The sequence below is a fragment of the Mycobacterium shottsii genome (assembly GCF_010728525.1).
GTDB lineage: Bacteria > Actinomycetota > Actinomycetes > Mycobacteriales > Mycobacteriaceae > Mycobacterium > Mycobacterium marinum.
Genome location: NZ_AP022572.1, coordinates 2,213,271 through 2,236,018, shown reverse-complemented (window position 1 = coordinate 2,236,018; position 22,748 = coordinate 2,213,271). Strand labels below are relative to the sequence as shown.

Annotated in this window: 14 protein-coding genes and 3 pseudogenes; 11 read left to right on the top strand and 6 right to left on the bottom strand. The window is 65.0% G+C overall.

Annotated elements, in window-relative coordinates; translation table 11 throughout:
* Positions 1-136 precede the first annotated feature (136 nt).
* Positions 137-6,100: a PPE family protein gene (locus tag G6N41_RS10600; RefSeq protein WP_231608923.1), complete on the top strand. Its 5,964-nt coding sequence runs from the start codon at positions 137-139 to the stop codon at positions 6,098-6,100.
* A 12-nt stretch (positions 6,101-6,112) separates the two neighbouring features.
* Positions 6,113-7,042, top strand: a pseudogene (locus G6N41_RS28430) (pentapeptide repeat-containing protein); the annotation flags it as partial.
* A 27-nt stretch (positions 7,043-7,069) separates the two neighbouring features.
* Here G6N41_RS28430 and G6N41_RS10595 read toward each other — a convergent pair.
* From G6N41_RS10595 to dnaK, 4 genes are read right to left on the bottom strand one after another with little or no spacing between them, the layout of a single operon-like run.
* Complete coding sequence (locus G6N41_RS10595; protein WP_198967314.1) at positions 7,070-7,456, bottom strand: heat shock protein transcriptional repressor HspR; 387 nt, start codon at positions 7,454-7,456, stop codon at positions 7,070-7,072.
* Positions 7,457-8,647 carry a molecular chaperone DnaJ gene (gene dnaJ / locus G6N41_RS10590; protein ID WP_198967313.1) on the bottom strand — a complete coding sequence of 397 codons (1,191 nt, stop codon included), beginning with the start codon at positions 8,645-8,647 and terminating at the stop codon, positions 7,457-7,459.
* Between the two features lie 57 nt (positions 8,648-8,704).
* Positions 8,705-9,358 (bottom strand): nucleotide exchange factor GrpE, encoded by a 654-nt coding sequence (grpE, locus tag G6N41_RS10585; RefSeq protein WP_198967312.1) that lies wholly within the window; start codon positions 9,356-9,358, stop codon positions 8,705-8,707.
* Complete coding sequence (dnaK, locus tag G6N41_RS10580; RefSeq protein ID WP_020731635.1) at positions 9,355-11,223, bottom strand: molecular chaperone DnaK; 1,869 nt, start codon at positions 11,221-11,223, stop codon at positions 9,355-9,357. The genes grpE and dnaK overlap by 4 nt, the downstream gene beginning before the upstream one ends.
* 343 nt (positions 11,224-11,566) lie before the next feature.
* Here dnaK and G6N41_RS10575 point away from each other — a divergent pair, with 343 nt between their 5' ends.
* A complete protein-coding gene (locus G6N41_RS10575; RefSeq protein WP_198967311.1) occupies positions 11,567-13,030 on the top strand; it encodes an amino acid permease in 1,464 nt (487 codons plus the stop codon).
* Positions 13,031-13,234: 204 nt separating this feature from the next.
* Positions 13,235-13,603 carry a PE family protein gene (locus tag G6N41_RS10570; protein ID WP_231608921.1) on the top strand — a complete coding sequence of 123 codons (369 nt, stop codon included), beginning with the start codon at positions 13,235-13,237 and terminating at the stop codon, positions 13,601-13,603.
* A gap of 15 nt (positions 13,604-13,618) precedes the next feature.
* Here the strand turns inward: G6N41_RS10570 and G6N41_RS10565 are convergent, their stop codons facing one another.
* Complete coding sequence (locus G6N41_RS10565; protein ID WP_198967310.1) at positions 13,619-14,167, bottom strand: nucleotidyltransferase family protein; 549 nt, start codon at positions 14,165-14,167, stop codon at positions 13,619-13,621.
* A gap of 159 nt (positions 14,168-14,326) precedes the next feature.
* On the opposite strand from G6N41_RS10565, the gene G6N41_RS10560 reads away from it, so the two are divergent.
* From G6N41_RS10560 to G6N41_RS10540, 5 genes and pseudogenes are all read left to right on the top strand, one after another.
* Complete coding sequence (locus tag G6N41_RS10560) at positions 14,327-16,657, top strand: xanthine dehydrogenase family protein molybdopterin-binding subunit (protein ID WP_198967309.1); 2,331 nt, start codon at positions 14,327-14,329, stop codon at positions 16,655-16,657.
* Positions 16,654-17,496 (top strand): FAD binding domain-containing protein, encoded by an 843-nt coding sequence (locus G6N41_RS10555; RefSeq protein ID WP_198967308.1) that lies wholly within the window; start codon positions 16,654-16,656, stop codon positions 17,494-17,496. Before G6N41_RS10560 ends, G6N41_RS10555 begins: the two co-directional genes overlap by 4 nt.
* A gap of 37 nt (positions 17,497-17,533) precedes the next feature.
* Positions 17,534-18,010, top strand: coding sequence for a (2Fe-2S)-binding protein (locus G6N41_RS10550; protein WP_198967307.1), 477 nt, complete (start codon positions 17,534-17,536; stop codon positions 18,008-18,010).
* Between the two features lie 91 nt (positions 18,011-18,101).
* Entirely contained in the window at positions 18,102-18,665 is a 564-nt protein-coding gene (locus G6N41_RS10545; protein ID WP_011738891.1) for a hypothetical protein, read from the top strand.
* Positions 18,666-18,701: 36 nt separating this feature from the next.
* Positions 18,702-19,250 (top strand): annotated as a pseudogene (locus tag G6N41_RS10540) (hypothetical protein).
* 190 nt (positions 19,251-19,440) lie between these two features.
* On the opposite strand, the gene G6N41_RS10535 reads toward G6N41_RS10540, so the two are convergent.
* The gene (locus G6N41_RS10535; protein ID WP_198967306.1) at positions 19,441-19,866 is read right to left on the bottom strand and encodes a hypothetical protein; all 426 of its coding nucleotides are present in this window, start codon (positions 19,864-19,866) and stop codon (positions 19,441-19,443) included.
* Positions 19,867-19,985: 119 nt separating this feature from the next.
* Here G6N41_RS10535 and G6N41_RS10530 point away from each other — a divergent pair, with 119 nt between their 5' ends.
* Together G6N41_RS10530 and G6N41_RS10525 are read left to right on the top strand one after the other, a co-directional pair.
* Positions 19,986-21,818 carry an Hsp70 family protein gene (locus tag G6N41_RS10530; protein WP_198967305.1) on the top strand — a complete coding sequence of 611 codons (1,833 nt, stop codon included), beginning with the start codon at positions 19,986-19,988 and terminating at the stop codon, positions 21,816-21,818.
* A gap of 46 nt (positions 21,819-21,864) precedes the next feature.
* Positions 21,865-22,738: pseudogene (locus tag G6N41_RS10525) on the top strand (IS5 family transposase).
* The last annotated feature ends 10 nt before the right edge of the window (positions 22,739-22,748 follow it).

The window sequence follows — 22,748 nt, the reverse complement described above, 5'->3', positions numbered from 1 at the left end:
AGCAGAGAGTGGCCATTGGAAATTGTGAATAGGCTTCACATTTTGCTATGCGAATGTTTTTCGCATTTGCAGTGTTCGCGGGGAGTGTTATGAGACAGCTCGCCATCCGCTTAGTAGCGGCGAGTAGGCGTTTCCGATGAGTTTTGTGTTGTTGCCGCCGGAGATCAATTCGGCCCGGATGCACCTCGGTGCTGGGCCGGGGCCCATGCTGGCGGCAGCGACGGCCTGGGATGGGCTGGCGGCCGAGTTGTTCGCCGCGGCAAGCGCGTTCGGGGCGGTGACCTCCGGCCTGGCGGGCGGGACTTGGCAAGGTCCGGCGTCGACCGCGATGGCCAGCGCCGCGCAGCCCTATCTGGCGTGGCTGACCACGGCAAGCGCCCAGGCCGAGCAGGCCGCCAGTCAGGTCCGGGCGGCGTTGGCTTCTTTCGAAGCGGCGCTGGTGGCCACGGTCAGTCCGCCGGCTATCGACGCAAACCGCACCGTCCTGACCGCACTGGTGAATGCGAACGTGCTGGGCCTGTCCGCGCCGGCGATCGCGGCCGTCGAAGCACAGTACGAGCAGATGTGGGCCCAGGACGTCGCCGCCATGCTGGATTACCACGCCGGCGCCTCGGCGGCCGCCTCAGCATTGACGCCCTTTGCCGTCAGCGGATTGGTGCGCCAGCTTGGCAACGCCGCCGCCGCAAGCTTGGCCAGCGCGGCCCCGGCCAGCGCGGCGGTGGCCGCTGCCGCCGAGGCCGCGGTCACCGACCCGGTGAGCGCGCTGGGGCTGCCCAGCTTGGGCCTAGCCGCGGCGAGCCCGTTGAACCTGGGGGCGGCCAACGTCGGCACATCCAACCTGGGCTTCGGGAACATCGGAAACGGCAATAACGGCGATGGCAACCTCGGTGGCGGCAACCTCGGCAGCCATAACCTCGGCTGGGGCAACCTAGGCGGCGCCAACCAGGGCTTTGGCAACGCGGGCAGCAACAACCAGGGCTTCGCCAACACCCGCAGCAACAACCAGGGCTTCGCCAACACCGGCAGCTTCAACGTCGGCTTCGGCAACACCGGCAGCAACAACATCGGCATCGGGCTCAGCGGTGACGGCAAGATCGGGTTCGGCTCCCTCAATTCCGGGAGCGGCAACATCGGGCTGTTCAACTCGGGCACCAACAACATCGGCTTCTTCAATTCGGGCACCGGTAATTTCGGTGTGTTGGACTCGGGGAGCTACAACACGGGCTTCGGCAACTCGGGTGAGGCCAGTACCGGGGTGTTCAACCCGGGCAACGCCAACACCGGCTGGGCAAACACCGGCAACCACAACACGGGCGGCTTCAACGCGGGGAACACCAACACCGGCGGCTTCAATCCGGGCAACCTGAACACCGGCTGGGCCAACACCGGCGATGTTGATACCGGCGCATTTATCTCGGGCAGCTATAGCAACGGCCTTTTCTGGCAGGACGATTACCGGCTGCTCGGCATCGATCTCAGGATTAACTTCGGCGGAACCAGCGGCGACTACGCCGTCAGCATCCCCCTGGACAACACGTTCGGCGCCACCGTGCCCACCATCACCACCCCGGGCACCACCATTCCCAAGCAGACCTTCCTCAACGGGGGGTACATCGGCCCCATCACCATCCCATCGATCACGATTGTCGGTCCCCCGATCAATGCCACCGTGGGCCCCGCAACGCTGGATCTGTCCCTTTCCTATGACGTCAGCCCCATCCAGCTGCAACTTCTCTACATCCCGCCGACCACGGGGCTTGGGAATACGAGCTCGAGCCCGTCGTCGGGATTCCTCAACCAGGGCGACGGCGGCTCGTCGGGCTTGTTCAACACGACCTCCGGCCCGTTCGGCGTCTCCGGGCTGCTCAATTACGGCGATCTGGAATCGGGCGCGCTGAACTTCGGCAACACGATCTCGGGCATTCACAACACCAGTGGGCTCGAACTCGCGACCCTGGAGCCGGCCCGGATATCGGGAGTCGGCAACATCGGCAGCGATCTGGCCGGTGTGTTTCGGGACGGCCCGGACGCGACCACCTTCAACGTGGGCGTCGGCAACGACGGCGGGCTGAACTTTGGCAGCGCAAACATCGGCGACTACAACTTCGGCAACGCGAACATCGGCAACCTCAACCTCGGCAGCGCCAACATCGGATTCGGCAACATCGGCGGCGGCAACGTCGGCGACTATAACCTCGGTAGCGGAAACCTCGGCAGCGCCAACATCGGATTCGGCAACGCGGGTCCCGGGTTGACGGCCGCCTTCAACAACATCGGATTCGGCAACACCGGCAACGGCAACATCGGCTTCGGCAACACCGGCAACGGCAACACCGGCATCGGGCTCAACGGAGACGGCCTGCAGGGCTTCGGCGGCTGGAACTCGGGCAGCGGCAACATCGGCGTGTTCAACTCCGGCACCGACAACGTCGGCATCGGCAACTCGGGCACCGGAAACTCCGGCAGCTACAACACCGGCAGCTACAACACCGGCATCGGCAACGTGGGCCTGGCCAACACGGGCCTGTTCAACGTCGGCAACCTCAACACCGGCATCGGCAACCCGGGCAACTACAACTCGGGTGCGCACAATGTGGGCAGCACCAACACCGGCGGCGCCAAACAGGGTGACTACAACACCGGCTGGTTGAACCTGGGCGATTACAACACCGGACTGGCAAACGTCGGCAACGTCAACACCGGCGCCCTGATCAGCGGCAACTACGACAACGGCATCTTGTGGAGATCCGACTACCGGGCGCAAGGCGGATTGAGCTACGCGATTGGCCTGGTGCCCATCACCACCAGCCTCAACCTCAGCGTCCCGATAGACATACCCATCAGCGCCACCGTCGGCAACACCGTGATCGAGGGCTTCACCATTCCGGAGATCCCGATCGGCGCGTACGGCGTGGTCAGCGGCAACATCGGGCCGGAAACCTTCCCGACCATCACGATTGTCGGTCCAACGATAGACATCGGCGTGGGCGGGACACAGTCCGTGTTCACGCCGAGGTTTGTTGTCGACACGGGGCTGGTCCAGGCGATCGTCCTCGACCTCCCCTCTGGCCCGGGAGTCGGCAATTCGACCAGCGTCGAGTCGTCGGGTTTCTTCAACTCGGGTGACGGTAGCGCGTCGGGCTTCGGGAACGGGGGCGGCAGCAACTCCGGCTTCCTGAACTTTGCCACCGACAGTCTCGGAAACTTCGGTTTCAAGAACTACGGGATGCTGGAGTCCGGCATCGCGAACCTGGGCAACAGCGTTTCCGGTGTGTTCAACACGAGCGCGCTGGACCTGCTGACGGCGGCCAATGTGTCGGGTGTTTCAAACTTCGGCAGCAACCTTTCGGGCTTCTTCCTCGCCGGCGACTCCGCGGATCGAATCTTCAACGTGGGCGTGGCCAATGACGGCAGTTTCAACATCGGCAGCGCCAACCTCGGCGACTACAACTTCGGTCTGGGCAACGTCGGTAACACCAACTTCGGCCCCGGGAACCTCGGCAGCGCCAACTTCGGCTTCGGCAACATCGGCGACACCAACTTCGGCTTCAGCAACACCGGCAACGGCAACACCGGCATCGGGCTCAACGGAGACGGTCTGCAGGGTTTCGGCGGCTGGAACTCGGGCAGCGGCAACATCGGCGTGTTCAACTCCGGCACCGACAACGTCGGCATCGGCAACTCCGGCACCGGAAACTCCGGCAGCTACAACACCGGCATCGGCAACTCGGGCCTGGCCAACACGGGGTTGTTCAACTCCGGTTCCTTCAACACCGGCATCGGCAACGTGGGCAGCTACAACACCGGGACCTTCAACGTCGGCGACCACAACACCGGCAATTTCAACACAGGCCAAAGCAACACGGGGTCGCTGAATGTGGGCGACCTCAACACGGGTTGGGCCAACACCGGCAACGTCAACACCGGCGCCCTCATCTCCGGCGACTACAACAACGGCCTGTTGTGGCGCGGCGACTACCAGGGCAATCTGGGTGCTTTCAATTACACGGTCACGGTTCCGACCACCACCGCGGACTTGAATCTGAGCTTCCCGATCAGCCTGCCGATCAGCATCGACATCGGAAAGATCGTCATCGAGAGCTTTACCCTGCCCAAAATCACAGCCAACCTCGACGGAAAAATAGAGTACAAGATCCCGGGTGTCGGCAAGGTAAATGTCAAGCTCTATTGGGACCTGAAAATCAGTCCCATCACGTTCTCCGACATCACGATTTCCGGGCCCACGCTGACCAGCACCATCGGAAACACCGACGGTTCCACCGTGTTGGGGGTAGACACCGACGGCACCATCGGCCCCTTGACGATCCCACTCATCGATATTCCAGCGGGTCCCGGCTTCGGCAACTCGAGCACCAGCCCCTCGTCGGGATTCTTCAACTCGGGCGATGGCAGCTCGTCGGGCTTCGGAAACGTCGGCATCAATAACTCGGGCTTTTTCAATGTCAGCTTCATCGACGGAAATTCGGGCCTGAGAAACTACGGAAACCTCGAATCCGGGCTGGGAAACCTCGGCAACAGCATCTCGGAATTGCTCAATACCAGCACGTTGGACATCGATACGCCGGCCGCCGTCTCAGGTATTGGAAACATCGGCACCAACCTGTCCGGCTTCTACAACGACGCCTCGGGCAATGCGCCCGATTCGACGTTCAACTTGGGCTTCGCCGACGTCGGCATCTTCAATGCGGGTGCGGCCAACACCGGCAACTACAACCTGGGCTTCGGCAACATCGGAGACGGGAACGTCGGCGCCGCCAACGTCGGCAACTTCAACTTTGGCGGCGCAAACATCGGCGACACCAACTTCGGCTTCGGCAACATCGGCAACAACAACTTCGGCTTCGGCAACTCCGGCGCCTCGTTGACCAACGGCAACCACAACATCGGCTTCGGCAACACCGGCAGCAACAACTTCGGCTTCGGCAACACCGGTGACGGCAACATCGGCTTCGGCAACACCGGCGACGGCAACATCGGAATCGGGCTCAGCGGCGACGGTTTGCGCGGGTTCGGCGCCCTGAACACCGGCAGCGGCAACATCGGCCTGTTCAACTCCGGCACCAACAACATCGGCCTGTTCAACTCGGGCAGCGACAACATCGGCATCGGGAACTCGGGCATCGGCAACGCCGGGCTGTTCAATTCGGGCAACTACGACACCGGCGTGTTCAACGCGGGCATCGTCAACACGGGCATCGGCAACGCCGGAGACTTCAACACCGGAACCTTCAACGCCGGCGACGCCAACACCGGCAACGCGAATTCGGGCACCTACAACACCGGTGGCTTCAACTCGGGTAACTACGACACCGGTTGGGCCAACACGGGCGATGTCGACACCGGCATCTTCATCTCCGGCAACTACAGCAACGGCATCCTGGCAAGGGGCGACTACCAGGGCTTGGTCGGCGTCCCACTGTTCGACATCGCCGCCGCGCCGGGCTTCGGAAACACGACCACCAGCTACTCGTCGGGCTTCTTCAACAACGGTGCTGGCAGCGGATCGGGCTTCTTCAACTCCGGCACCGACGTATCGGGCTACGGAAACCTGGGCGCGGTGCAATACGGCCTGGCCAACTACGGCAACAGCGTCTCGGGCCTGTTCAACACCAGCAGCCTGAACACCGCGACGGCGGCCTACGTCTCCGGCGTCGGAAATGCCGGCGCCAACCTTGCCGGGTTGTTCCGGGACTCCGCGGGCGGCACCACCCTGAACGTGGGCTTCGCCAACCTGGGCGTCCTGAACCTCGGTGCCGCCAACGTCGGCGACTACAACGTGGGCACCGCAAACGTCGGCGGCATCAACTTCGGTGGCGCAAACATCGGCGACCTCAACTTCGGCGCCGGAAACCTCGGCAGCACCAACTTCGGCTTCGGGAACCTGGGCAGCAATAACTTCGGCTTCGGCAACACCGGCGACGGCAACATCGGAATCGGGCTCAACGGTGACGGGTTGCGCGGTTTCGAAGCCCTCAACAGCGGCACCGACAATGTCGGCTTGTTCAACTCCGGCACCGGCAACGTCGGCATCGGCAACTCGGGCACCGGAAACTGGGGCATCGGAAACTCGGGCAACTAAAACACCGGCGTCGGGAACACCGGCGCCGCCAACACGGGCATGTTCAACTCCGGCATCGCCAACACCGGCGTAGCCAACGCGGGCAGCTACAACACCGGCAACCTCAACGCCGGCGACATCAACACCGGCTCGTTCAACACCGGTGTCGGCAACACCGGCTACTTCAATGTGGGCGACACCAACACCGGAATTGCGAACCTCGGCGATATCAACACCGGTGGTTTCAACTCCGGCAGCATGAACAACGGGTTCTTGTTGAGGGGCGACGAGCTAGGCCAACTGGGCTTCAACTACACGCTCAATATCCCGACGCTGCCCGTGGAACTGGATATTTATGCCAACTTCCAGACACCGATCAGCCTCGACGTCGGCGGAACGACCATCCACAGCTTCGACATTTCCTCGTTCACCATCTCCGGAAAGTACGGCTACTCGTACAAGATCCTCGGAATCAAGTTCAACTACCCGTTCCCGTATTCCTTCGACATCCCCCCGATCACGATCCCGAGCATCCAGATCGGCGGGTCCAGCCAGAACTTCACCGTGGGTCCCCCGGCTCTCAATACCACCATCAATTTCGATGGCAGGCCACTGAATATCGCGGTCGACATGGACCCGGCGCCGGGCTTCTTCAACTTCACCAACAACGACTCGTCGGGATTCTTCAACTCCGGTAAAGGCTTCACGTCAGGGCTTGGCAACATCGGCGCCTACGACTCGGGTTTCCTCAACGGCAGCATGGATCCGTTCGGCTCCGGAAGCAGCCAGACCTCGGGCGTCTACAACTTCGGCGACCTGCAATCGGGCCTGGTGAACGTGGGCAACACCGTCTCGGGTTTCTTCAACACCAGCAAGGTCAAAGACGCCGCAGCCTACATCTCGGGCTTCTTCAATACCGGATCCAACCTCTCCGGGTTCTTCAATACCGGCACCGGGCCGTAACCCGCCGGGGTGTGGCGGGCGGCCGGCTCAGCGGGGCCGGCGCGGCTGCCACACGACCAGCGCCGTGCTCTTGGGCACCAGCGCCACCTCGCGGCGCTGCTTTGCCCGCATCGTCTCGAGCTCGTCGGCCATTTCCTGCAACCTCGACTGCAGCGCCTCGACCTGGTTGGTCAGCTCGATGATGCGCTTGATGCCAGCGAGGTTGACCCCCTCTTCCTGAGAGAGCTGCTGAACCTGACGCAGCAGATTGACGTCATGTTCCGAATAGCGGCGCCCGCCACCGGTTGTCCGGCGCGGGCTGACCAGACCGAGCCTGTCATAGGTGCGCAGCGTCTGCGCGTGCATTCCGGCCAGCTCCGCCGCCACCGAAATCAGAAACGTTCGGGCTTCCCCTTCTCTCGAGTTCTTAGCCATCTAGCGATTACCTGCCCAACCGGCCCTGGGATCGAACCCACTGGACCGCTCAGCCGCCGCGTAGGCTTCCAGCGCCTCCTTGGCGGCCCCTTCCAAATTCGGCGGGACGGCCACCTTGACCGTGACGAGCAGGTCGCCGCTACCGCCGCTGCGTTTGGGCACACCACGCCCGCGAACCCGCAGGATGCGCCCGTCCGCGGTGCCCTGCGGCACCTTGACACCGACGCTACCGTCCAGCGTTGGCACTGAAAGCGTTGAGCCCAAAGCTAATTCGGTGAAGCTGACCGGAACCGTGACGGTGAGGTCATCGCCGTCACGGCCGAAGACCTTGTGCGGCCGCACGTGCACGGTGACATAGAGATCTCCCGACGGTGCACCGCGCAACCCGGCCTCGCCCTGCCCGGCCAACCTGATCCGCTGCCCGTCCTCCACGCCGGGTGGAATCCGCACATTGATGGTGCGGGTGCGGGTCGTGACGCCGGTGCCTTTGCACTCGTCGCAGGGGTGCTCGATGATCGAGCCGCTTCCCCGGCAATCGGTGCAAGGTTCAGAGAAACCGAACGCGCCCTGGTTGCGGTTGACCACACCGGCACCGTTGCAGTTGGGACACACCTTCGGGCTGGTACCCGGCCGCGCGCCACTGCCGTGGCAGTTCGTACACGGCGCCGGACTGGTCAGCCGCAGTGGCATCGCCACGCCTTTGGCTGCCTCCACGAAGTCCAGTTCGGTCTCGGTCTCCAGGTCGTTGCCGCGGCGAGGCCGGCTCGGACGAGCGCTGCCGCCGCGTCCGAACAGGCCGCCGAACAAGTCGCCGATGTTGGTGCCCCCGGACCGGCCGGCGGCGTCGAACAAGTCATTGAGGTTGAACTCGGCGCCGTCGGAGCCATATGCGGGCCCCCCTGTGAAGCCGCCAAAGCCACCCGTGTCGAAGCGGCGGCCCCCGAATCCGCCTCCCGCAAAAAGCCGACGAGTCTCGTCGTACTCCTTGCGTTTGGCCGGATCCGTGAGCACCTCTTTGGCCTCGGATACCGCCTTGTAGCGGTCCTCGGCCGACTTGTTCCCCGGGTTGCGGTCGGGATGATTCTCGGCGAGCAGCTTGCGAGCCGCCCGCTTGATCTCTTCAGGTGCGGCGTCGGAGGAGACGCCCAACTCCTTGTAGAAGTCCTTCTCGACCCATTCACGCTGGGCCATGCCGCGTCACCTCCTTACCTTCATGTCCATTTTTTGTTGTCGTCCTGATTCTGGGCCCTATTCAGCTGGGGCGTCGGCGTTATCGGCGGTGTCGGGTCGCCCGGCTTCGCCGCTATCGGCCGGCTGCTGAGTGGATCCCGCCTCGGAGGTGTAGTCGGCAATCGTTTCGACGACCGCGACCAGCGCGTTTCGCAACACGTGCTCACCGAGCTGGTAGCCCTGACGCATGACGGTGCCGATCACCGGTTTGGCATCCTGCCCGCCGTCGCCCTCGTGTTGCACGGCCTCGTGGAGCACGGGGTCGAAGTCCTCGCCCTCGGCGCCAAACGACTTGAGCCCCAGCCCGGTCAACACACTCATCATCTTGTCGGCGACCGCCTTGAGCGGACCGGAATCCAGGTCTCCGTGTTTGCGCGCCCGTTCGATGTCGTCAACGGCATGCAGCAATTCGCTGACCACCGACGCCTTGGCCCGATCCGCGGCGGCCTGCTGATCGCGCAACGCCCGCTTGCGGTAGTTGGCGAAGTCAGCCTGCACGCGTTGCAGATCGGCGGTCAGCTCGGCGACTTTGGCGGCCGAACTGTCCGCGCCCGCCGGAGGCGTCCCTCCCGGCGTATCGCCGGGAGGGACGTGCCGGACTTCACCCGTCTCGGGATCGACCCGCCGCTTGTCGGTAACAGTTACCTGTTCCTGTGGATTACCCTCGCTCACTTGGACTCCTGGTCGTCGTCGACCACCTCCGCGTCCACCACGTCGTCGGCGCCGGGCTCGGCACCGCCGGGTTGGCCGCCGGGTGCGCCTGCAGCCGCCGCGTCAGCCTGGGTGGCTTCGTAGATGGCCTGCCCCAGCGCCTGCGACTCCTGGCCGAGCTTCTCCATCGCCGACTTGATTGCGGAAATGTCGGTGCCGGCCAGCGCCGACTTGGCTTCCGCCACGGCTGCATCCACCTTGTTGAGCGTGTCCTCGGGAACCTTGGACCCGCCCTCGGCTTCGCGCTGTTCCTTGACGAACTTCTCCGTCTGGTAGACCAGCGTCTCGGCCTGGTTGCGGACGTCGGCTTCCTCGCGACGCTTGTGGTCCTCGGCGGCGTGCGCCTCGGCGTCCTTGATCATCCGGTCGATCTCGTCCTTGGACAAGCCCGAGCCTTCCTGGATTCGGATGGTGTTCTCTTTGCCGGTGCCCTTGTCCTTGGCCGTGACGTGCACGATGCCGTTGGCGTCGATGTCGAAGGTGACCTCGATCTGGGGCACACCGCGCGGGGCCGGCGGGATGCCGGTCAGCTCGAAGGACCCGAGCAGCTTGTTGTGCGCGGCGATCTCGCGTTCACCCTGATACACCTGGATCTGCACCGAAGGCTGATTGTCATCGGCGGTGGTGAAGGTCTCCGACCGCTTGGTCGGGATCGTGGTGTTGCGCTCGATCAGCTTGGTCATCACGCCACCCTTGGTCTCGATACCGAGCGACAACGGCGTGACGTCCAGCAGCAGAACGTCTTTCACCTCACCCTTGAGCACACCCGCCTGCAGCGCGGCGCCCACGGCAACCACCTCATCGGGGTTGACGCCCTTGTTGGGTTCCTTGCCGCCGGTGAGCTCCTTGACCAGTTCGGTGACCGCCGGCATACGGGTCGAGCCGCCGACGAGCACCACGTGGTCGATGTCGGACACCGAGATGCCGGTGTCGGCGATGACCGACTGGAACGGCTTGCGGGTGCGGTCAAGCAGGTCTTGCGTGATGCGCTGGAACTCGGCGCGGGTCAGCTGCTCGTCGAGGAACAGCGGGTTCTTGTCCGCGTCAACGGTGATGTAGGGCAGGTTGATCGAGGTGCTCTGCGAGCTCGAGAGCTCGATCTTGGCCTTCTCGGCGGCTTCCCGAAGCCGCTGCATGGCCATCTTGTCCTTGGTCAGGTCGATGCCGCTGGTGCCCTTGAACTTGTCGACGAGCCACTCGACAACGCGGTCGTCCCAGTCGTCGCCGCCCAGGTGGTTGTCACCCGAGGTGGCGCGCACCTCAACCACACCCTCGCCGATCTCCAGCAGGGAGACGTCGAAGGTGCCGCCGCCGAGGTCGAAGACCAGGATGGTCTGTTCCTTCTCGCCCTTGTCCAGGCCGTAGGCCAGCGCGGCCGCGGTCGGCTCGTTGACGATCCGCAGCACATTGAGGCCGGCGATCTGACCGGCATCCTTGGTGGCCTGACGCTGGGCGTCGTTGAAGTACGCCGGGACGGTGATCACCGCGTCGGCGATGTCCTCACCGAGGTAGGCCTCGGCGTCGCGCTTCAACTTCATCAGCACGCGGGCACTGATCTCCGGCGCGGTGTACTTCTTGTCATCGATCTCGATGGACCAGTCGCCACCCATGTGGCGCTTGACCGAGCGAATAGTCCGGTCGACGTTGGTCACCGCCTGGTTCTTGGCGGGCTGGCCGACCAGCACTTCCCCGTTACGAGCGAACGCCACGACGGACGGAGTCGTCCTAGAGCCCTCGGAGTTGGCGACGACGACAGGGTCGCCACCTTCTAGAACCGCGACGACGGAGTTGGTGGTCCCGAGGTCGATACCGACCGCACGAGCCATAGTGATTCCTCCTGAGTAGGTAGATCTTGTTACTGCACTATGCTGAGTGAACCCCGCTCAAGCCTGCTCCGGCCGCAGCAAGGCTGTCAACCTCAAGGTTGAGTATGGTTCGCTCAACTTGTCGAACATGTTAACGCCGGTCCTTCGCGTCTTGTTCCCGGGGGTACGTACTCCCCCATCCGGCCCGCCGCAGCGCATGGGTCGGAGTGAGCCCAGATGGCGAAATGTTCCGCGCTGGTTAACGCTGGGCCATCAGCGCAATCGTGCGCTAGCCTGACACCCATCCGTTGCTTGGGGGTGTTCGCGTCGACGCGTTCCGGGGAGCCATGACAGCAGGAGCTTGATGCCACCGCTAGACACCGCCGCGACCGCGAGACTCACCCGCGAAGACAGGGGCTATCACAAGTCCCTCAAGAACCGCCAGCTGCAGATGATCGCGCTCGGCGGGGCGATCGGGACCGGGCTCTTCCTCGGCGCGGGCGGTCGGCTCGCATCCGCAGAGCCCAGCTTGTTCCTGGTCTACGGGATCTGCGGCTTCTTTGTCTTCTTGATCCTGCGAGCGCTGGGCGAACTCGTCTTGCACCGCCCCTCGTCAGGATCTTTCGTGTCCTATGCCCGCGAATTCTTCGGCGAGAAGGTGGCCTTCGTCGCGGGCTGGATGTACTTCCTGAACTGGGCCATGACGGGGGTCGTGGACACCACCGCGATCGCCCACTACTGCCACTACTGGAAAGCGCTGCAATTCGTCCCGCAGTGGACATTGGCGCTGGTCGCGCTGGTGAGCGTGTTGTTGATGAACCTAATCTCGGTCAAGCTCTTCGGCGAGCTGGAATTCTGGGCCGCCTTGATCAAGGTGATCGCGCTGGTGATATTCGTGATCATCGGGTCGATCTTCCTGGCGGGGCGCTACCACGTCGACGGTCAGGAGACCGGGCTAGGGCTGTGGCGCAGCCACGGCGGATTCTTGCCGACCGGCCTGGTGCCGCTGGTGCTGGTCACTTCGGGGGTGGTGTTCGCCTATGCCGCCATCGAATTGGTCGGCACCGCCGCCGGAGAGGCGGCCGACCCCGAGAAGATCATGCCGCGTGCGATCAACTCGGTGGTGTTCCGCATCGGGCTGTTCTATATAGGGTCGACCGTTCTGCTGGCCCTGCTGCTGCCCTACACCGCCTACCGTGAACACGTCAGCCCGTTCGTGACGTTCTTTTCCAAGGTCGGAATTGAGGGTGCGGGCAGCGTGATGAACCTCGTCGTGCTCACCGCGGCCCTCTCGAGCCTGAACGCCGGCTTGTATTCGACGGGCCGGATCCTGCGATCGATGGCCATCAACGGCAGTGGCCCTAAATTCACCGCGCCGATGTCGAAGAATGGGGTGCCATACGGCGGAATCCTGCTGACCGCCGGGATCGGCACGTTGGGCATCGTGCTCAACGCCGTCAAACCCAGTCAGGCCTTCGAGATCGTGCTGCACATCGCTGCGACGGGGGTGATCGCGGCCTGGGCCACCATCGTTGCCTGCCAGCTGCGCTTCCACCGGTTGACCACCAGCGGCGTGCTGCAGCGGCCGAGTTTCCGGATGCCGTGGTCTCCCTACAGCGGCTGGATCACGCTGGCTTTCCTCGCCAGCGTGCTGATCCTGATGCTGTTCGACGAGGTCTACGGTCGCTGGATGCTGGCCGCCATCTTGGTGGGTGTCCCCGCGCTGATCGGCGGTTGGTATCTGGTTCGAAACCGGGTAAAAGTGGCCGCCCGCGATACCCTCGAACCGGCCCAGCCGGAGAGTGGTCACACCGGTTTACCCATGTGATGCCCGCTGGGCTCCACCAGCCGCACGTCCGTCGTGGCCACCGCCGGTAGACCCGGGCATCCCCGCAACGCCGAAGCCGCGCCCACCGACGGCGCGGGGAATATTTGACCTTGGCAAGAACGCGAGCGCCCGCGGCGCCATCGGCTAACTGGCGACCTATCGTGATTTCTTCGACATGATCGACGGGAGATCGTTACGTCGTTTGTGGTTGCCACGCCGGAGATGTTGGTGGGGGCGGCGACGCAGATGGAGCGCATCGGCTCGGCGCTGGGCGCGGCCAATGTGGTGGCGGCGCCAGCGATCACGAGCGTGGTCGCCGCCGCCGAAGATGAGGTTTCGGCAGCCATTGCGTCGTTGTTTTCCGAGTGCGCCCAGGCTTACCGGGTGCTCAGCATCCATGCCGCGGAGTTTCATGGCTCGTTCGTGCAGGCCGTGAAGTGCGCAGCGGAACGGTATCAAGCCGCTGAGGCCGAGTTCTACGCCCTGCTTGCGGCCCGGCAAGCCGAGCGCGCGTCCCTTCCGAGCCCGCAACCAGACCCCAATCACGCCAGCCCCGCCGGTGGCGGCGGCTAGCGCCCACGAACCAGGTCAGACGGGTCGGTCAATGTCGCTGCCGCTGGCCAGATCAAGACAGTCAACGTTTTCGACGTCTCGCCGGGCAGCCAGGTAGGCGGCCGCGCCATGGTCGCCGGTCATGCGGGCCAGTATCTCCGGCCAGTGACGGCGGGCGATAACGACGGGGCGGCCGGGGCTATCCCCGAAGTACGCCCGCGCCAGACCGCTACTTGATCCCAACGCACGACCAACAACTCGTGCTACTACCGCCGCATCGACATCGGGTGTATCGATCACGTGCAATACGGCGTAATCGGCCTTCATCCGGTCGGCCTGCACCAAGCCGGCGCGAACCGACGCACTCAGGCCCTGCTGCCAATCCGGGGCGGTGACGGCGGTGACGCCCGATGGAACGGCCGCCGGGGCCGCGCCCAGCACCACCACCACATCGGCACAACCGCCGCCGCGCAGCGCGGCCACCGCGGTCTCCAGCCAACCCTCAACCAGAACTTTCGGCTTCCCGTAGCGCCGGCCGGCCCCCGCGGCCAGCAACACCGCTACGACGCGGGTCAGCTCGCACATCGCCGGCGACTATCAACTCCGATCACCACCACACCGCCCATGATGTCATCGCGCCCCCAACCTGCGACGGCACGCGCAATGGCGACTATCGACTAAGATAACGGTACTCTCCTATGACGACATTGAGCTTCTCGTTGGGCGACAATCGGACGGAGCGGCATGACCCAGGACATGCAAGAGGCCCCCGCACCCCGGTACGCGGGGACCCGCGTACCGCGCGTTGAAGACGGCCGGCTGCTGACCGGTCACGGCAGCTTCGTCGACGACATCTCGCGGCCCGGCATGCTGCACGCCTGCTTCGTCCGCAGCCCCTTCGCCCACGCCCGGATCAACGGCATCGACACCACCGCGGCACTGGCCCTACCCGGCGTGCACGCGGTATTCACCGCGGCCGACCTCAACGCAGACGTCAAGGAGGCCTGGCACGCCGTCGCGGGCAGGGATGTTGCGGACACACCCCGACCGCCGCTGGCCGAGCGGGACGCGAAATTCGCCGGGGACCCAATTGCCCTGGTCGTCGCCGAGAGCCGCTATGTCGCCGAGGATGCGATCGAGCTCGTCGACATCGACTACGAACCGCTGCCCGCGATCACCGATTTCACCCGAGCCCAATCGTCGGATGTGCTGGTGCACGAGAGCTACCCCGACAATGTCGCGGGTGGCCTGGCCGGGGCGCCGCCCGACGAGCAGACCTTCGCCACATCGCCGTGCGTCGTGACCGAGAACATCTACCAGCAGATGTACGCGCCGGTGCCGATCGAGACCCGCGGGCTGGTCGCCGAATGGGCGCCCGCCTCCGAAGAACTCACCCTCTGGGCTTCCACCCAGACGCCCCATGAGCTCCGGGCATTCTGCGCACGCCTGTTAGGCATGGCCGCACAACGGGTTCGAGTCATCATGCGCGATACCGGCGGCGGCTTTGGCCAGAAGGTCGTCCCGATGCGCGAGGACATGTGCATCATGCTGGCGGCCCGCAAGGTACCCGGGGCGCTGAAGTGGATCGAGGATCGGCGCGAAAACCTGATGTCGGCCGGGCAAGCCCGCCACGTTGACGGCACCGCACGGATGGCCTTCGACAGCGACGGCAACATCCAGGCGGCCGATGTCGACTTCATCATGGACATCGGCGCGTATCCGACGCCGTACCCGGTGTTGACCACCGCCGCCATCGGCATGTTCTTCCCTGGGCCATACCGGATACCCAAAGCCAGCTTCAGCTACAAGACGGTCTTCTCCAACACCAGCGGGTTGGCCGCTTACCGAGGTCCCTGGCAATACGAAACGCTGGCGCGCGAGATCCTTCTCGACATCGCGGCCCGCAAGATGGGTATCGATCCGATCGAACTGCGCCGGCGCAATCTGCTGCGGCGCGAAGAAATGCCCTACGTCAACCCCAACGGCATGACCTACGACCACGTCGCCCCGATCGAGACGTTCGAACAGGCCGTGAAAATCCTTGACTACGAAGGCTTTCGTCGCGAACAGCGAGAGGCGCTGGCACACGGCCGCTACCTCGGTCTCGGGCTTTCGGCCTACATCGAGCCAACCGGCGCCGCCACCGGCCATCTGGCCACCGAAGGGGCCACAATTCGCATGGAACCGACCGGCAAGGTCAACGTCTACGTCAACGGCGGGTCAAGCGGAAACAGCCTGGAAAACACCGTCATTCAGTTGACCGCCGACGCGCTCGGCGCCGAAATCGATGACGTGGCCACGATCCAGGGCGATACCGCGATCACGCCCTACGGCGCCGGGACCCAAGGCTCCCGTAGCGGCCCGATGACCGCCGGAGCCGTCAACGAAGCGGGAAAGATCCTGCGCGAGAAGATCGTGGCGCTGGCCGCGCACCACCTCGAGGTGGCCGAATCCGAAGTGGAGTTGGCGCATTCGAAAGCAGCGGTGCGCGGCGATCCGGCAAGGCAGGTGACCTTTGGCGAGCTGGCCTATACCGCCTACTACTCGCCGCAGCAGTTGCCGTCAACGATATCGACCGAGTTGGAGGGGACCGCTCGGTTCAAGTCGCCCAATCCCATTCACTGGGCCAACGCAACACACGCCTGCACCTGCGAAGTCGATACCCAGACAGGCAAAGTCACGTTGCAGCGCTACGTGGTCAGCGAAGACGTGGGACCGATGATCAACCCCGCGGTGGTAGAGGGCCAGATCGCCGGCGGCACGGTGCAGGGCATCGGTGGCGCGTTGATGGAAAACCTCGCCTACGACGACGACGGAAACCCCCTGGCCACCACGTTTGTCGACTACCTGCTGCCGACCGCCACCGAGGTCCCACCGATCGAGTACGGCCACGTCGAAATACCCGGCCCGGGGCCGGGCGGCTACAAGGGCGCCGGCGAAGGCGGGGCGATCGGTTCCGCGCCTGCGGTCATCAACGCCATCAACGACGCCCTGGCACCGTTGGGGGTGACCGTCACCCGGTTGCCGGCCAGCCCCGCATCGGTGGCCTCGCTGCTGGCCGGAGCGTCCCGATGAAGCCGGCGTCGTTCGACTATCACCGCCCCGATACGGCCGAGGAAGCCGTGGGCCTCCTGGCCGAATTGGGTGAGGACGCCAAGATTCTGGCGGGCGGGCAGAGCCTGGTGCCAATGCTGTCGATGCGCCTGGCCTTCTTCGACCATCTCATCGACATTTCCCGGTTAGGGGAACTGCAGGGGATCCAGCTCCGTGACGATCAACTGTGGATCGGCGCGGGGACGCCAGACAGCAAGGTGGGGACTAATTCCCAAGTGCACCAGTCGGTTCCGCTACTAACCCGGGCAACCCCCTACATCGGGCACTTTCAGATCCGCAACCGAGGCACGTTGGGTGGTTCGATCGCGCATGCCGATGCCGCGGGCGAATACCCGACGGTGGCGCTCACCCTGGATGCGGTCATGGAGGTGCTGTCACCGCGCGGACACCGCGACATCCCCGCAGCGGAGTTCTTCACCGGGCTCTGGGAGACCGCGATGGAGCCCGATGAGGTGCTCACCGGGGTCCGCTTTCCCACCTGGACGGGCAAGTCCGGCTTCGCGATGCGGGAATTCTCGCGCCGGCACGGCGACTTTGCGATCGCCGGCGCGGCGGTCGCCGTCCAACTCGACGACGAGCACCGGGTATCGCGCTGCGCGATAGGGCTACTCGGCCTGGGCCCTACCCCTCGGCGGGCGACGGCGGCGGAGGCGGCCGTACTCGGCAAGCCGATCGACGAGCTGGTACCCGAGCAGATCGGCCAGAGCGCCATGTCCGGCCTGGATGACATTGCGTCCGATCTGCAGGGGTCAGCGTCCTACCGCGCCCAGGTGGGTGCGGTCTGGACGGCCCGCGCCTGATCGCGGGCCGTCCAGGAAGCGAACGCGGAGACCGCCCATGCATGAACGATCAGTCCAGTTGTCAGTCAACGGCAGTCGCGTTGCCGCCAGGGTCGAACCGCGGATGACATTGGCCGACTTTCTGCGGGAGAAGTGCGGACTCACCGGTACCCATCTGGGCTGCGAGCACGGGGCGTGCGGCGCCTGCACGGTGTTGGTGGGTGGCGAAGCCGTGCGCTCGTGCCTGCTGTTCGCGGTGCAGGCGGACGGAGCCGAGGTGACGACGGTGGAGGGTATCGGGTCAGCTGACGGCGAGCTCTCGCCGGTGCAGTCGGCTTTGCGGGAGTGCCATGGACTTCAGTGCGGCTTTTGCACCCCTGGTTTCGTCGTGTCGATAACCGCCCTGTTGCGCGCAATTCCCAATCCCACCGACGAGCAGATACGTGAAGGCCTGTCCGGGAATTTCTGTCGTTGCACCGGCTACCAGGGTATTGTCGCGGCTACCCGACGGGCCTCGGAGCTGATGTCGCAATGATGGGCTGGTCCCAAGGTGCGTCACTGCGGTGGCTTGCGTTCGCTCGTGCGTAATCTGAATTCTGATATCTGGATTTCTCGGGGAGTAACGCGTGCGTTTACCGCAAAAAACACGGTGGGGCCTGCTGGCCCTGTCGGCTGCTGCTGTGCTGGCGGCCGGGTGCGACGCCACCATCGACGGCAAGCCGATCGCTACTCCGGGAGCGGGGCCAACCGAGCCGTCTTTTCCGACGCGCCGACCAACGACGTCGCCGCCGACCAGCACGTCACCCAGCCAGCCCACGTCTCCGGCCAGCCCGACCTCGCCCGCCGGCGCCATCCCGTTGCCGCCCGACGACAACGGTTATGTCTTCATCGAGACCAAATCCGGCCAGACACGCTGCCAGATCAACCACGACAGCGTGGGCTGCGAAGCGCCGTTCACCAATTCCCCTATCAAGGACGGGGAGCACGCCAACGGTGTGCACATCACCTCGGCCGGCAACGTGCAGTGGGTGCTGGGCAACCTCGGCGCGATCCCGACCGTCACCATCGACTACAAGACCTATGACGCGCAGGGCTGGATCATCACCGCCACCACCGACGGCACCCGCTTCCAGAACAACGGCACCGGGCACGGCATGTTCGTCAGCATCGACAAGGTAGAGACGTTCTGACCTGACTGGCGCCGCGGCGTCAGTACCATCGGTTCCGTGGCACGCTACGGCCCACCTGACGACTTCCACAGCCAACCGACCCAATACGGCGGCTACCCAGCGGGCGGAAGGCCGCCGGCCGGCCCCCCACCCCCGCAGGCCCCGCCAGGCCCCGATTCCCCCAATCCGTCCGAGCAGTTCGCATCCGCTGAGGGCTACGACCAGGAGAAGCCGGAGTCCGAGCCCAAGCCGTGGTATCGCAATCCGGTGACGCTGACCGGCTGGGCACTGCTGGTCATGATCCTGATCGCGCTGATCGTCTAAGGCATCATCGAGCTGATCAGCGACCGGCAGGGCACCGGCAACCCGAGCACGACGACGCCTTCCACCACCACGTCGACCACCACCGCCGAGACGACCACCACAACCCCGCCGACCACCACGACGACGACGGTCGCGCCGGCCACCACCCCCCGGGTCCAGCCTCCACCCCAACAACCCACGCATCCCCCGACGCATCGCTTCCCGCATCTGCCGCCGCTGCCGTCTGTGATCACCATCCCGGGAGTGCCGACGACGATCACCCTGCCGCCCCACCTGCCCTAGCCATCAATGCCCAGGCCGACCGGCTAGAGACGCAATTGGGCTACCGTCCGGTAACGAACCGCGTTGCTGCGGGGTCGGGCTGACCGCAGCGGCTACCATCAGCGGCCGTGACAAGGCACGATCCGCCGGACTACGGCGCCGGTGATCCAACCGCGTACGGCAACTACGGCTACGGCGACCAAGGTGGCGGCTACGGCCAACAGCCACCGCCCGAACCCACCCCGGGGTGGCGCAAGCCCCTGGCGTTGGCGGGTTGGGGCGTGTTGATCGCGGTCCTGATCGGGCTGATCATTTTCGGCATCATCCAGCTTGCCCATGGTCGCCCCACCCCCGCGTCGGTGACCAAGACGGTGACCGCCACCATGACCACCACGACGCCGACCACCACCACCACGGCGCCGACCAAGACGACCACCACAACCACCACCACGACGACAACCACCACGACCACAACGACCACCACGACGCCGACCACCACCACGACGACCACCACGACGCCGACCACCACCACGACGACCACCACGGCGCCGACCACCACGACGACGACCACGACAAACCCGATGTCCCCCGGAGCGATCCCAACTTTTCCTTCGCAGCTCAGGCCGTCGATACCCACCGTGATCAATTTGCCGCCGGGCCTGTGAGCCGATTTCGCCGCATCGGCGGCGGCTATGGTGGGGAACGGCCAGCGGCCAGCGATCGCTGGCAAAGACAAGGGACACAGGGGTGTGGGATATGAGCGAGTCGCTCGGGCTGTCGATCGGGGTGGCCAACCTGGTCGCTACCCGGGCAGGCGGCGCCCCGCTGCGACGTGCTTCGGTGTTGCATCTGTTTCAGCACCAAGCGGCCGAAGTCGGTCTGCCAGAGGAAAACCCCGGTCTCGCCGGCGCTGGCCTGGTGCTACGGGGATTCGTCGAACGAGTTGGGGATCAGTCGCCGCTGATAGCGGCCGACGGCACCAAATACCTCGGCGAGGCGCTGGCCGTGCAAGCCCTGAGCGCGTTGGCGCGCACGGTCGGCTATGGTTCGCCGGTCACAATCGCCGCACCCGCGTATTGGTCAGGGGCTCAACTTGGCGCGTTGCGCGGGGCGTTGCTGACCGAGCCGGCCTTGGCACCCAACGGTGTTGCTGCGGCGGTGGTCTCGGATGCGGCGGCCGCACTGGCAGCGCTGCGGCCCACACCGGGATTCCCGGCCAGCGGCGTGGCGGCGCTGTGCGATTTCGGAGCCGGCGGCACCAGCGTAACGCTGGCCCAAGTTGGTTCGAGTCTTCAGCAGATCGGCCCGACCTTCCGGTACCGGGAGTTCTCCGGCGACGAGATCGACCAACTCATCTTGAGTCATCTCCTGACGGTCACCCCCGGTATCGACAGCGCCGAGGTTTCCGGTACGGCGACCAGCATGGGGTCGGTCACGCTTCTGCTCTGCGGGTGCCGGTTCGCCAAAGAACACCTGTCGGCGGCGCCGGTGGCCACCATCGCAACGGGCGCGGCGGGGCAGCCGGGTGCCGATATCAGGTTTTCCCGCAACGAGCTTGAACAGCTCATCACCCAACCCCTGGACCGATTCATCGGCTCGGTCGAAGACATGCTGCAGCGCAGCGGAGTGCCACGGCCCAGCCTGGCCGCGGTGGCGGCCGTGGGCGGAGGCGCTGCCATCCCGCTGATCGGCAACCGGCTGTCGGAACGCCTGCAGGTACCCGTATTCACCACGGCACAGCCGATATTCAGCGCGGCCATCGGCGCGGCGATGCTCGGCCAAAATCAATCGTCGGCCGGTGCTCCCACCGGCGCCGGGCCCGCGGTCGACATGCCAACCAACATTGTCGGCGCCGCCGGCACGATCGGCGCCATGACCGAGGTCTCGCCCACAGCGTGGGCGAACCAGGCCGGCAGTGCGGCGGCCTCCGAATCCGCCTCTGACAACGCCAAATCGGCGACATACCGAGCCCTCGCCTGGTCCCAGGACGCGGACACCGGCAACGAACCGGTGCCCTACACCGGCCCCAACGCCACCGGCGAATACGGCCGGGAGCCAGCCACCGACTACGCGCCCCGCTACGACTACCCCGATCAGGACCGCTACGCCGAGGCCGCCCCCTTGCCGTGGTACAAACGCGCGGCGGTGGTGTTCAGCCTGGCCGCGGCCGGGCTAGCCATCTTGGTCGCGGTGGTGTTGGGGCTGACGCTGGGCACGTCCAACAACAAGCCGGTCAACACCACGGTTCCGGCGCCCCCACCGGAACCCATCACGACGACGATCTTGGGGCCCAACAGCAGCCCCACCGTGACCGTGATAACCCCGACGCCGCCCTCCACGACCACCAGGTCGCCGTCGGCGACCACCACGACCACCCAGCCCACCACTACGACCACGACCACGACCACGCCGACCACCACGACGACGACTACGACCACTCCCCCGACCACCACCACGACCACCCAACCGACCACCACCCGAACCACGACCACGCAGGCAACGACCACCGCCCCGCCGACCACCACCCAACAACCGTCGACGACGACGGCCGCGCCCATCACGCCGACCACCGAGGCGCCAGGGGCCTAGGGCGTGTCTGCTTAATGTGAATGGTGTTTTGGCTGATGCTGTTTGGGTGATGCGGACGCATGCGATTTCTGATGATTTGTGGTCGCTGATCGTGGCGGTGTTGCCTGCGGGGCGGCGGCGTGGCCGGCCGTGGAACGATCATCGACGTACTCTGGAGGGCATTATCTGGCGTTACCGTACGGGATCTCCGTGGCGTGACCTGCCCGAGCACTTCGGTCCCTGGCAATCGGTGGCCGAGAGGCATCTACGCTGGTCGGTCGATGGCATCTACGCGCGGATCTTCGCGGCGATCGCCTCTGACCTCGACGCCGAGGACGCCGACCTGGGCGCACTGTTGTCGGTCGATTCGACCAGTGTGCGCGCCCACCGACACGCAGCCGGAGCGCGCTCCGGGCGCCGCACAGGGGGATCTGTCGAATTACAAGAAATATCTCGATGAGCCCGATGACCACGCCATTGGGCGTTCCCGCGGCGGGCTGACTACCAAGATCCACGCCTTGACCGACCAGCTGTGCAGTCCGGTCACCCTGGCACTGTCGGCCGGTCAAGCCGGTGATAATCCGATGCTTTGGCCATTGCTGGCCGCCCGGTGCAGCAACTCATACGCCCCGTTTCGCCTGCTGGCGGACAAGGCGTACTCCCATGACTCGACGCGGGCACAGCTGCGCCGGCTCAAGATCGCCCACACCATCCCCGAGCGCAGCGACCAGATCACCCGCCGCAAAGCCAAAGGCCGCAACAGAGGACGGCCTCCGGGGTTCTCAGGCCGAATCTACAAGCACCGCAACACCGTCGAGCGAAGCTTCAACCGGCTCAAACACTGGCGCGCGGCCGCCACCCGCTACGACAAATACGCCCTGACCTACCTCGGCGGTGCCACCCTGGCCGCCATCATCACCTACCACCGCGTCCGCAATTAGCAGACAGGAC